This is a genomic window from Metamycoplasma alkalescens (genome assembly GCF_900476125.1).
GTDB classification, from domain to species: domain Bacteria; phylum Bacillota_I; class Bacilli_A; order Mycoplasmatales; family Metamycoplasmataceae; genus Metamycoplasma; species Metamycoplasma alkalescens.
The window spans coordinates 402,660-415,867 of sequence record NZ_LS991949.1 but is presented as its reverse complement, the minus strand read 5'-3'; the positions used below and the strand labels follow the sequence as shown (position 1 = coordinate 415,867).

Below are 13,208 nucleotides of genomic sequence, written 5' to 3'. Positions count from 1 at the left end.
AAACAATTACCAAAAAAAATAGTTTTTTATTTCAATTTTTCAATCTACTTATTTTCATAAATTGCAATCAAACATTTATATTCAAATGAAAGGAGGCAAATGGGTTCAATAATAGGTAGTTTATTTACCTTGATATTTTCACCAATATTATATTTAATTTATTCAGTTTTCTGAGGAATCTTTATCACCTTTTTCTGAGCACTTCTAGAAGGTATTTATACATTTACAAAGTTTATTTCTTTTGATTTGTTAAATCTTTTACTTTTCAACAAATCATCAGGTTCTAATGTTAATCCTTTATCAATCTTTTCATCTCTTCCTCGACTATTCCTTGTTTTTGCTTTGTTTTCCATTTTAATTTTTACTCTTTTGTTTGTAATTGTTTTAATCAAACACTCTCAAAACCAAAAAACAGAATCTGGAAAAATGCCTTTAAAAGTTGCTCTTAAAAATGCATTCCCAGCAATAATCACAATAGCAGCATTACCATTATTAGTTTTAGTAATTAATATCCTCCTTTCTTTAATTGTTGGTACAATTGAACAACACATTACTAACCCACATTTAACTCTAATTAGTAACAAACCACCTTCAGCAATTCAAAGTATTTATTATACAGTTAATAACCACGAACAATGAGTTCTAGACAATTTTAATAAATCTCCAACCAATCCATTACAATGATATGCCCCAATGTCCTTAACTCAATATATAAACTTTGCTGTCCACCCCCAACAATCTTTAAATCTTGGTTTATCAATTGTTAAATTAATTATTATCAATTTAATCTTGATTTGATTTATTGTTGAAATAGCAATAAATGTCTTCAAACAAATAATATTCCAGTTTGTTTTATTCATATCATCTCCACTTGTTTCAACAATGTCAATTTCTGATGACGGAAGAAAACTAAAAACTTGAAAAGACTCATATTTTAAGTCTATTTTAACTGTAGTTGTAAATATTCTTTCAATCTCCTTATTTGTTTGGTTAATTTATCATTTATACGACAAAATCAAAATAAGTTCATCTTCAGAAATAACTAAAAATAATACTTGATATGCTGGTGCTGAGTTTCTTAATACAATAATAATTCATCCATTTGCCACAGCTGGAGCAGCATTTGGATTGAAATACTTTTTAGGATTTATTCATTCTAAACTTGGTACTCAAGCATTTTCACTTGCAAAAGGATTAAAATCATTTGGTTCAAAAGCATCACAAGGTTCTAGTTTTATTAAAAAAGGTGGCGCAGTTAAATCATTACTAGCTGGAGCAGCAGGAGGTGGCGCAGTTGGAATTGCAGCTGGTTTGTTTGCTGCAGGTAAAATGGCAATTAGCAGAAATAGAAATGCTTCAACACTTGCAAAAACAACAGGAATGTCAAAACAAACAGCATCCTCTATCTTATCATCTCCTGGTCTTAAACTAAATGAACAACAACAAAAAATGTTTACACAAAATATTTCAAAATCTGGATTAGATTTATCTAAAGTTAATTCAATGTCTGAACTCCAAACTCAATTAAGAGTTAAAGAACAACTTGTTGACCAAGAAGTTTCAAAACTTCAACAAGACAAAAGATATGGTTCTAACACTGCTCCAAAGTTTAATGAAAAAACTCATAGAATAATGGAAGAACTTGCTACTATTAAACAAAATAATGAAATGTTAAACTCAATTTTATCACAAGGCGGTCAAACCAATGCTTCAGAATAAAAAGTTATCAGATGTTAAACTACAAATCTTCAAAAACTTTTCTTTATTAGATGTTGCATTATTATTAATTTTTACAGCAATATCTTTTTCACTTGGTTTCTTAACCAAACCATCACTTCATTTAGCATTTAAAATCATTATTTCCTTTGGTATTTTTCTTTCATTAGGATGATTGATTTTAAAAAACAAAAGACATAATTGTAAATATTATGAGTTTCTTATTAGATGAATTAATTTTAAGTTTAAAAAGAATTATTTGTCTAAGAAAGAAGGTTCTAATCCAAGTGAATTAATCTTTTTTAAAGAAATAATCAAAGATTCAATTGTTAAAATTGATTCTTCAAATTACTTCTCAGTATTCCAATTCAAAGGTTTTGATGTTTTCAACAATGATGCTTCTGATAAAAATGCTTTTTATCAAGGAGTGATTAATGCACTCAACAATATTGATTTTCCAATCTCATTTGTTAAAATACCCAAACCTTCAAATACTGAACTAAACTTCTTATATATTGAAGAATCTGCCAAAAAGAAAACAAATATTAATCTTGAATTCAAGAAAAAATATTTTGAACAAAATATTAGTGATTTTGGAAGTTTAGAACAAACTGAAAACATTGATAATTATTTTTTAGTTGTCAAAGCAATTTCAATTGAAGAGTTAAAAAACATTGTTTCAAAAACTCAAGCATTATTTGCTCCAACTGTTTTAAAAATCCATTTATTAACAAATAAAAACTTAATTAATTTCTTGTCATTTCATTTCAATCCAAATATTTCAAAAAAAACAATTGAGAAATATTTTTCACTTCAAAAAACCCAAAATCAATCATCAAATAACAAAACCAAAAAAGAAGTTTTAGATTTAGACAAAATCTTAGCACCTTCAAAAATCAATGTTTTAAAAGACAAAATCAAATATGATAAAAAGTTTATGTCATTTCAAGTAATTAATGACTTCCATTCATTTAATTTATCTGAAGGATGAGCAAATGTTTTATTTAACACACCTTCAACAATTATTTGAAATCTTACACCTTTGACTTTATCTCAAAAACAAAAGATTTTAGATAAAACCATAGAAAAAATTGAATTGAATGACAATGATGAAAAATCTAAGTTTAACAAAAATAAAAACTCTTTGGCAACACAAGTTTTAGAAGAAATCACTGAATTGATAAATGTCTTGAATATGAACTTTTTTGATTCAAACTTGATTCTAATGAACAAAGCAGATAAAGCATCAACTCTAAAAGCAATTGAAGACATTAATAAAAATAATGCAGCAACAATCCAAGCAAACCTAAATCCAAATATTTATTTACAAAGAAAAGTTTATTTAAATACATTTTTTTCAAATAAAGATTATTTAAAAAACAATTTGGAAATGGTTTCAAGAAACATTGTCCAAGGTTGACCTTGAATAAACAATGATTTAAATGATAACAATAACCTGTTATGAGGTTTTTCTAAATCAACAAACTCGCCAGTCATCTTAGACATTTTTAGAAAAACAAGAGATAGAACTAATTTTTCAATGTTCGTTTGAGGTGTCCCTGGAAGTGGAAAATCTGTTGCCACATCAAAACTATTTTTGAACTATTTATTAAATGGCAATTCAATTGTTATCATTGACCCTCAAAGGGAATATAAATACTTAGTTGATAAATTAAATGGTGCTTGAATAGAACTCGGGAAAGGTTTAGAGACAACTCTAAATCCACTTCAATTAGACAATCAATTTAGTGATGAAAATCAAAAAGTAACTAATTATCAACTTGCTAATGACAATATTAAAAAAGTTTGTGTTTTTGTTAAAACATTGTATCCAGATTTTTCTGAAAACAAAATTAGGGCATTATCAGTTGTTCTAAAAAAACTTTACTCAAAATATGGATTTTATGAACCATCTTTTGATTTAAACAAGAAAAAACCAACTGACTTTCCAATTTTTACAGATTTAATCAATTTTTTAGAAACTTATCAATTTGATAATGATATTGAAAAAGAGTTTTTTTCAAAAGAAATCAAAGAATTATGAATTAATTTCAAAAATGACTTCCAAGACCAAGGTCCATACCAAAGTCTATATAACGGATATACAAATATTTCTTTATCTAATGATGATTTTGTTGTAATTGATACATACAATTTAATTCAAGATACAACATCACCATCTGCTCAAGCAGCAATGTATCTGATTATGAATTTCGTTCAAAACAAAATTACAAATAACTTTGTTTTGAATAAAGATACCAAAAAAATCTTGATTATTGTTGATGAGGCACATAAGTTTATTAACAAAAAAAATATGGCAATAATTGATTTCTTATTTGACGTTGTTAAAACAATAAGAAAATATAATGGTTCACTGATTCTAACAACTCAACAACCATCAGATTTCTCACAAGATTATGAAATTGCTACTAAAACTCAAGCAATTATTGAAAACATTGATTACTCTTTAATTTTAAGGTTAAATCAAAAAGACTTGGAAGCAGTTGATGCAATGTATAAATCACGTGGTGGTTTAACCAAAGCAGAAATTAACTTTCTAGCATCAGCACCAATTGGTGAAGGATTAATGAACATTGGAAGCAACAATAGATTATTAATTCAATTACATTACAATGACTTTGAAAAAGAAATTATTTTCAAAAAAGGAGATTTATCTCAAATAATTTAAACTCACAATAAAAAGGTGGAAATCCACCAAAAATTAATTAAAAAAGAAAATCAATATGAATAAAGCATTTTTAATTGGAAAATTAGTAAATGACCCATACAAAGGCACCAGTTCATATGGACAAGAATATTCAAAGTTTACAGTTTTAACATCTTATGATTTAGAAACCAAACCACAATATTTACCTTGTTCATCCTGAGCAAAAACTGCTTCATTTATTAATAATAATTTCAAAAAAGGAGATTTAGTTGAAATAGAAGGTTATTTTGTAAAAGGAAAAAATTATGTTTTACCAGACAAAACTATTTCAGATTATTTTATAAATGTCTCAAAAATTAAACCATTTAAACCAGATGTATCATCTTTTCTTCAAGATTTTGTAACAAAGAATCAAATTGAACAAACTGTTGTTGAAGACTTCTCAAACACATCAATTGACATTGAAGATTCAAAATCATCACCATCTGAAACATCAATTCCAGACGAAGATGATGGTTTATCTTGACCAACCTAAATCAAATAATCTTCTTAAATAATAATTCTTATAGTTTTTGATGTAATTCAATTTCATATTAGATTAAAATAAAAAATGATAAACAACACTCAAACCACAACAAATAGTGAAATTGTAAATCTTTCTTCATTTTCAAATCTTGATATTCATAAAAAAGAAATCCCTAAAAACCTTTATAAACTTTTTTTAACTGAAAAAAATACTAAAAAAATAAACTTACTATTTTTTCTAATAATTTTTTTAAGTTCATTATTTATCTTATTAAGTTTGTTTTTATTAAAACCAATTGTTCTTGATTTATTAAAGAAATCTGAAATTAAAACAATTCCTTGATGACTTTATTCTTCCTCAATTATTTTCACAGTAATTTCATTTATTTTTATTATTCTTAATGCAATTGAATTATCTGCTTGAAAAAAATCTTATTCATATTTTTCATCAAATAATGAATTAAACCCAGGATTTGTTCCTTTAATCTTTTTAACAACATATAAAGCAATTTTAAAAAAACAAGGATAGGGAGTTTATATTTTGTCTTCCTTGAGTTGCAGAACTGGTGGCATCTAAAAAAGAATAAAATAATTAGTCATCAAGTTATTGATGACTTTTTTCTTTATTATAGAAAACTCAAAGACATTAGAATAAGCATATTATTATATTTATACACATCTATTGATATAAGGTATTATTAGTATAAAAAAAATAATCATAAACATACTTTCTCATGTTTGTTCTTCATTCTTACTAATGTATATTTAATGTAAATAACTAGATACAATATATACATAATTATTTATTATCTTTATATAATACTCCAAATTGAAATATATGTTATAATAATGTTAATTCCAGTTGGGATTGGAGAGTGGGTGAAACTCCTAAAAACGCGTATCAGAGGTTTATATTTTTACCAGCTCGTTGTCTATATTAATATTGAACAACAAAAAAAAGAATAAAATAGATAAGTCACCAATTATAGGTGACTTTATTTATAATTTAAATTATGAATACTTTATTCTTTGGAAGAATATACAAAGTTAGAAATGAAACAAATAATTTTCCAATTTCAAGGAATCGTAATGCTAAGAATATAGAGACGGGATTTCTCAAATTAAATCGACCATATTTAATTATTTTTGCAAGAACATATGTTTACTATTTGGCAGTGAAAACTATAACAAAAGGAAATAAAGAAAATACATATAATGATAAAACAAATGTGATAATAAAGAATAGAAATATATATAATGAAAACACTAATAAATTAGGCAATTCGATTAATTGTTCAGTAATAAATATAATGGATAAGCAAATGTTTTTAGATTTATATGACTCAAACAGTAATTTAAATGATGTCAAAGTTAATGATAAGATTTATGGCAAAGTAATGCTAAAAATGAATAAGAATCTAATCTCAAATAATATTTGATTCTCACAAGTAATAGGATTTGAAAATAATCAAACTCAATTTCTTTGAGAAAATGAAATTGATATCAACATTAAAAAGGAAATTATAGATTTTATAAAAATATATAAAGAAATATGAGATAGCAATTTTATATCTTTGGATAAATTAAAAGTACTAAATCTAAAGAAAGAAGAAATTAAGGAATTAAAAGAACATTTAATTAGTTTAGGATATGACAAATGAAACAACAACAAAAATTAAGTTTCAATGGTAATTAAATAATAGTATTTGGAATTAATTTATGTATTAGCAACTACCAATTATGGTAGATTAATGGTACATAGATTATTCAGCATTTTTCAATACATTTATCAATAATGTTTATATTTTATGCGTTACAATATTGTTAATTCCTGTTAGGGATTGGAGAGTGTGCTGTCGAGAAACTCCTAAAAACGCGTATCGGGAGTTATACTTTATCTGACCGGACTATAAAATTAACTTAGTCAAAAAATAAAAAGTATCTGATACCAAGAAAGATATAACTTTCTTGGTTTATTTATATTTTAATTTCTACCACTAATCTACCACAAGTGGTAGATTAGTGGTAGATTAGTGGTAGAAAAACAATTGCAAGTAACATATATCTAAAATCTTCTATATTATTTTTTATAACTTTTAGTGCAAGGGATTTACAAGATTTAGATAAAAAAGTTTACAACTTTTAAAATTTGTGTGTATTTGCACACTTTTTTTACAATATTTGACGAAGATTATCAAAAAAATATAATTAAATATAATTTATAAAATCAAAAAACAATAATTTAAATTAAAACTCTAATTTAATTAAAAATATCTTCTTTAAAATAAAATTACTTAATTTGATATAATTAAATTACCAAAAGTTAGAAGAAAATCTTAACAATAAAACATATATTCTTTCCAAAAAAAAGAAAGGATATGTGTTTATTTTTTACTTTCTTAATTTGAAAATACTAAAAAACCAAAACAAATAAGGAAACTTATAACTTATTTATTTAATTTTAATTTTTAGTTTACCAAATTAAGGAGAATAATGAAAAATGAATTAGTGTTTTGATTACTATTTGATGACACTTCTTGTTCATATAAAAATACTATATTAAACAACCAAGAATTGTTTAAATCATTTCAAAACATAAAAGTTTATGGATTTGGAATGAATTCATTTGAACAAACCAAACAAATTAAAAATAATATTGTTTATGAATATAAACAAATTGATTTATCTTTAACAAACAAAGATTTAATTAGTACTTTAGCAGAACTTCCAAAACCAGATATCATTCTTGCTAGTCCACCTTGCGAGTCTTTCTCAATTGCAGATAGTATTTGTCGAATGTCTCAAGATTATTCAAATACTAATTGGATTGTTCTGAATAGAAAATGATATCAAACAAGAGCTAAAGACTTAACAATCAAAAATCGAGTTAGAGATTTTGTTAAAAAAGAAAAAAACCGTTTAAATGGAGAATCAACTGCCGGAGCAACAGTTCATATAATTGAAACATTCCAACCTAAATATTGAGTTATTGAAAATCCAAGAACTTCCAAATTATGAGATTTTCAAGAACAACATTGAAACTTTTATGGTATCAAAACCCCAACCTATTATTACAATTATGATTTAAGTTTTAGTCAAAAACCAACTATTTTCAAAAGTAATTTAGAACTTCAATTAAAAAAACAAATCTTGAAAACTGGATACAATAAAAATCATATTAAAAATGGTGGGTATAATCAAAGGTCTAAAATCCCTGAACCACTAATTGTTGATATTCTAAACCAAATATTAAATAAGTTTAAATAATAGAAATTATCTAATTGATTTAAATTAATAATAAGTTATATTCCTTATTTTCTATAAACAACAACCAAATAAAATAAGGAAAAAATATGAATTACTTTACACCACATAATATCCCAAACTTAACATCTTTCGACAACACTATTTTAGTTACAACAACAACTGATATTTTTAATAGAATAGCAAATAACTCAATCAACAAAGAAACAAAAGAATATTACATTAAATTAATAAAACTAATTGACATTGGTTTTAGTGAATTACCAACTCAATTAAAAGAAAAAATATATAAAAAATTAATTGATGAAAAAACAACCTTAGATGAAATCTCTCAGATTTGAAACTTAGTTGATAATTGAGAGCAATTAGATGACCTTTATTTAGATTTACTAGAAATAACAAATGATGAATTAAGAAATCTTTTTAATTGTAATATCTACATTCAAGATATTTTAGAAGAAAATGAAATCTATGAATATGAAAATATACTTTCAAATGCTAAAGAAAGTGTTGATATTTATAAAGATGAAAGTCAACATTGATATTTATTACAAGATTTAGAAAATATTGATTCTCAATTTGTAAAAATTGATGGATATCTAAGAGCAAAAGAATGCAAAAAAGAAGAAATCATTGAAATAGTAAAAGAATATCTTGCAGAAAAATCTTTAGACAATCTTTTAGACTTTTATGTTGATTTCGACAACAAAAAAGAAGAAATTGATGAAGCATTCAATTTTTTAAACAATCAAGATTTAATTGACCAAAATTGCATTTGGAGCACTAATGAAGGCAAAAAGTGCAAAATATAATTATGATAAAACAAAATGTTTAAAAATTGGATGAGATGAAGATGGTTTCATTGAACCATTTCCATATACAGTCAAGTTTGTTCCAAAAAAACTACCAAAACAAATTATTAGTTTATTTGAAGCATTTAAAAATAATATAAATGAAAAAATTGAAGGAATCCAGTATTGAAACACATCAAAAATTGAAGATATGTCTTCAGTGTTTGAAAATGCCCAATCCTTCAATCAAGATATTTCAAAATGAAATACTAAAAATGTCAAGAATATGTCAGGAATGTTTTTGGATGCAAAAGCATTTAATCAAGATATTTCTAATTGAAATGTCTCCAAAGTAAAAGATATGTCTTGAATGTTTGGTTATACAAAAACATTTAATCAAGATATTTCTAATTGAAATGTCTCCAAAGTAAAAAATATGGAAGGTATGTTCAAAGATGCTGAAAGTTTCAATCGTCCATTAAACAACTGAGATACATCTAATGTAATTAATATGGGTTTGATGTTTTTGGGAACAAGAAGATTCAATAAATCTTTATCTAAATGAAATGTTTCAAATGTTATAAATATGTCCTGGATGTTTTCAAATGCTAAATCCTTCAATCAAGACATTTCATCTTGAGATGTCTCTAATGTTAAATCAATGAAAAAAATGTTTGATTCATCAATATCTTTCAATCAAGACTTATCAGATTGAGATGTATCAAATGTAACTAATATGGAAAGTATGTTTTTGAATGCTAAATCAATGAAAAAAGAAAACAAACCCAAAATTAATGAAATAAAAACTAAGGAGTTCAAATGAAAAAGAAAATAAAAATCACACCTAAAAAAGCAATTTACAATGATGATGAAACTGAATGTCTAGAAATAGGTTTTGATTCTTCAGGAACAATCATTCCATTTCTTGAAACAACAAAAAAAGTTCCAAAAGAACTTCCAAAAGAAATCACCAGTTTAGCATATGCTTTTGCAAGAAATCTAAACAAAGAAATCGAAGGAATTCAGTATTGAGATACATCTAATGTAACAAATATGAGTTTTATGTTTTCCTTTGCCAGTTATTTCAATCAAGACATTTCAAAATGAGACACTTCAAATGTAACAGATATGGAAGGTATGTTCAAAGATGCTAAAAGTTTCAATCGTCCATTAAACAATTGAAATACATCAAATGTAACTAATATGAATAATATGTTTAGAAATGCAAAAAAATTCAATAAATCTTTAAAACATTGAAATGTTTCTAATGTAACTAATATGGAAGGTATGTTTGCATATGCCAAAACCTTCAATCAAGACCTTTCAAATTGAAATACATCAAGTGTAACTACAATGTCTGACATGTTTTCAAATGCCAAATCCTTCAATCGTCCATTAAACGATTGAAATACATCTAATGTAACAAATATGTCTTGAATGTTTTATTGAGCAAAATCCTTCAATCAACCTTTGAATAATTGAAATGTTTCTAATGTAACAAATATGTCTTGAATGTTTGCATATGCCAAATCCTTTAATCAACCATTGAATAATTGAAATGTTTCTAATGTAACTGACATGAACTTTATGTTTGAAGAAGCAGAATCCTTCAACCAACCATTGAACACCTGAAATACATCAAATGTAACTAATATGAGATTTATGTTTTACAAGGCATCAAACTTCAACCAACCTTTAGACAATTGAAACACATCAAATGTTACAGATATGAGTTTTATGTTTGAAGAAGCAAAATCCTTCAATCAAGACATATCTAAATGAGACACTTCAAATGTAACTGATATGTCTAAAATGTTCTATTTTGCCTCATCCTTCAATCAAGACTTATCAAATTGAAATACATCAAAAGTTACTTATATGAATCATATGTTTTCCTTTGCCAGTTCTTTCAACCAACCTTTGAATAATTGAGATGTTTCTAATGTAACAAATATGAGTTTTATGTTTTCCTTTGCCAGTTATTTCAACCAAGACATTTCATCTTGAAATACATCAAATGTAACAAATATGTCTTGAATGTTTGCACATGCTTATAATTTCAATCAAGACATATCAAAATGAGATACATCAAATGTAACTAATATGTCAGGGATGTTTGCCTCAGCAACATCCTTCAATCAACCAATAGGTTCTTGAGATGTTTCAAATGTTATAAATATGTCCAAAATGTTTCATTGAGCAAAATCCTTCAATCAAGATATTTCAAAATGAAATCTAAATAAAAAAACAAAAATGTCTTATATGTTTGCTTCTTGTCCAATCAAAAATGAGTTTTGTCCATCAAAAAACAAAGAAGTAAAAAATAATTATGAATGATAAAAATCTCAAAAAAGAACAAGTTGAAACAAAACTTTCTAATGATTTGCTTGAAATAATTAAACAAAGTAGGTTAAGTGATTATTTGAAATATACAAAAGAAAATATAACCAATGAAGAGTTAAAAGATGCTTTGAAAAATCCATCTATCATCGAAACATTTGCTGAAACATTGAAACAAATTCAAAACAAAGAAAAAGAACACAAGATTTTAGATTTTAATTGAGATTCATCAAAAAATAAAGATATTGATAATGAAATATCTAAAAAAAATAACAATGAGTTTGTTGATTTTATTAGTAATAAAATAGATAAGATTTTAATAGAAATTGAAGATACTAAAAAGAAAGGAGATTTTGAAAATGAGTATGACTAAAAAAATTACTGTTACTTTAACCCAAAATTAATGAAATAAAAACTAAGGAGTTCAAATGAAAAAGAAAATAAAAATCACACCTAAAAAAGCAATTTACAATGATGATGAAACTGAATGTCTAGAAATAGGTTTTGATTCTTCAGGAACAATCATTCCATTTCTTGAAACAACAAAAAAAGTTCCAAAAGAACTTCCAAAAGAAATCACCAGTTTAGCATATGCTTTTGCAAGAAATCTAAACAAAGAAATCGAAGGAATTCAGTATTGAGATACATCTAATGTAACTAATATGAAATCAACATTTCAATTTGCAGAATCCTTCAATCAAGACATCTCATATTGAGACACTTCAAATGTAACTAATATGGAATCAATGTTTAAAAATGCATTGAAATTCAATCAAGATATTTCAGATTGAAATGTATCACAAGTAGAAAATATGACAACTATGTTCTTTTTTGCCTCATCCTTCAATCAACCAATAGGTTCTTGAGATGTTTCAAATGTTATAAATATGTCCAAAATGTTTCATTGAGCAAAATCCTTCAATCAAGACATTTCATCTTGAAATACATCAAATATAATTGATATGGAAAGTATGTTTTGATACTGTCCAATTTCTGAAAAAAACAAACCTAAAATTAAAGAGAAAATATGTTAAAAAAACAAGAATTAATTAATTTTAATGTTCTATTTAACAATCAAAAAGAATTAGAAGAGTTTTGTTTTTTGTTAAATAAAAAATTAAAGAGTTTTTCTAAGAATGAACAAATAATTTTTGTTTCATTAATTAAAAAAATTAATGATAATTTTTCAAAAATTAAAGAAATTAATCCTAAAGAACAAATATATTTAACAATTAAAAAATCTACTGATTTAAATCCAAAAGATTTAGAAAAAATTGAAAAATATTCACTATTATTCCAAAATGAAATACTTCCAAGTGAATTAATTGAAAAGCATAATTGAATTAACAAAGACTTTAGTTTTTGAACTTGAGCATTTGAAGTTGAAAGATATAATCATTTAGATGGTTTAAAACAACAAATAATTAATTTTTTAGACGAAAACAATATTGGTTTTAGTCAAAAAAATCTTGAAAAAGATTTTAACTGATGAAATAAAATTGATGAATTGTCTTTTGGTAATAAAAATGTTGGCGATATTATTAATTATTTAATAGATTCTGAAACTTCAAAACCAAAAATTATTAAAAACTATTTTGAATTTGTTTATTATATAAATGACCTTAGAAATGTTGAGATTTTAGATGTTGATGATTTAATTATCCAATATAAGAACTATTTACTTAAATTAGATTTGTTAAATCTTATTAAAGATAATTAAATAAAAAAAAGGAGATATAATATGGATAAATGACCAAAAGGAACTTTTGTAGAAAATTCAAAAAGATTTACCGATAAAAAACTAATGATGAAAATTATTGAAAAAAATCTGGACGATACAATGAAAGATAAACACTTTATAGAACTTTTAAAAAGATTAGACAAATCTTAGTCTTATATAATAT

The 13,208-nt window shown here is 24.8% G+C and carries 13 protein-coding genes; all 13 read left to right on the top strand.

Annotated features, from left to right (window positions below):
- Positions 1-99: 99 nt before the first annotated feature.
- Positions 100-1,719, top strand: coding sequence for an Mbov_0396 family ICE element transmembrane protein (locus tag D2845_RS06395; RefSeq protein ID WP_117275972.1), 1,620 nt, complete (start codon positions 100-102; stop codon positions 1,717-1,719).
- A complete protein-coding gene (locus D2845_RS01840) occupies positions 1,706-4,405 on the top strand; it encodes an Mbov_0397 family ICE element conjugal transfer ATPase (RefSeq protein WP_110858388.1) in 2,700 nt (899 codons plus the stop codon). The genes D2845_RS06395 and D2845_RS01840 overlap by 14 nt, the downstream gene beginning before the upstream one ends.
- A gap of 55 nt (positions 4,406-4,460) precedes the next feature.
- Positions 4,461-4,919, top strand: a complete 459-nt coding sequence (locus D2845_RS01835) for a single-stranded DNA-binding protein (RefSeq protein ID WP_110858389.1) — start codon at positions 4,461-4,463, stop codon at positions 4,917-4,919.
- A gap of 75 nt (positions 4,920-4,994) precedes the next feature.
- Positions 4,995-5,438, top strand: a complete 444-nt coding sequence (locus D2845_RS06390; RefSeq protein ID WP_110858390.1) for a hypothetical protein — start codon at positions 4,995-4,997, stop codon at positions 5,436-5,438.
- A gap of 484 nt (positions 5,439-5,922) precedes the next feature.
- A complete protein-coding gene (locus tag D2845_RS06385; protein WP_110858391.1) occupies positions 5,923-6,588 on the top strand; it encodes an Mbov_0400 family ICE element protein in 666 nt (221 codons plus the stop codon).
- An 814-nt stretch (positions 6,589-7,402) separates the two neighbouring features.
- A complete protein-coding gene (locus D2845_RS01820; protein WP_110858392.1) occupies positions 7,403-8,176 on the top strand; it encodes a C-5 cytosine-specific DNA methyltransferase in 774 nt (257 codons plus the stop codon).
- A gap of 86 nt (positions 8,177-8,262) precedes the next feature.
- Positions 8,263-8,985 (top strand): Mbov_0392 family ICE element protein, encoded by a 723-nt coding sequence (locus tag D2845_RS06380; protein WP_110858393.1) that lies wholly within the window; start codon positions 8,263-8,265, stop codon positions 8,983-8,985.
- Entirely contained in the window at positions 8,960-9,799 is an 840-nt protein-coding gene (locus tag D2845_RS06375; RefSeq protein ID WP_117275971.1) for a BspA family leucine-rich repeat surface protein, read from the top strand. Before D2845_RS06380 ends, D2845_RS06375 begins: the two co-directional genes overlap by 26 nt.
- Positions 9,784-11,304 carry a BspA family leucine-rich repeat surface protein gene (locus tag D2845_RS06370; RefSeq protein ID WP_117275970.1) on the top strand — a complete coding sequence of 507 codons (1,521 nt, stop codon included), beginning with the start codon at positions 9,784-9,786 and terminating at the stop codon, positions 11,302-11,304. The genes D2845_RS06375 and D2845_RS06370 overlap by 16 nt, the downstream gene beginning before the upstream one ends.
- Positions 11,294-11,677 (top strand): hypothetical protein, encoded by a 384-nt coding sequence (locus D2845_RS06365; protein WP_117275969.1) that lies wholly within the window; start codon positions 11,294-11,296, stop codon positions 11,675-11,677. The genes D2845_RS06370 and D2845_RS06365 overlap by 11 nt, the downstream gene beginning before the upstream one ends.
- A 55-nt stretch (positions 11,678-11,732) precedes the next feature.
- The gene (locus D2845_RS06360; protein WP_117275968.1) at positions 11,733-12,338 is read left to right on the top strand and encodes a BspA family leucine-rich repeat surface protein; all 606 of its coding nucleotides are present in this window, start codon (positions 11,733-11,735) and stop codon (positions 12,336-12,338) included.
- Positions 12,332-13,024 (top strand): hypothetical protein, encoded by a 693-nt coding sequence (locus D2845_RS06355; RefSeq protein WP_110858396.1) that lies wholly within the window; start codon positions 12,332-12,334, stop codon positions 13,022-13,024. Before D2845_RS06360 ends, D2845_RS06355 begins: the two co-directional genes overlap by 7 nt.
- A 21-nt stretch (positions 13,025-13,045) precedes the next feature.
- Positions 13,046-13,195 (top strand): hypothetical protein, encoded by a 150-nt coding sequence (locus tag D2845_RS06350; RefSeq protein ID WP_170107393.1) that lies wholly within the window; start codon positions 13,046-13,048, stop codon positions 13,193-13,195.
- Positions 13,196-13,208 lie beyond the last annotated feature (13 nt).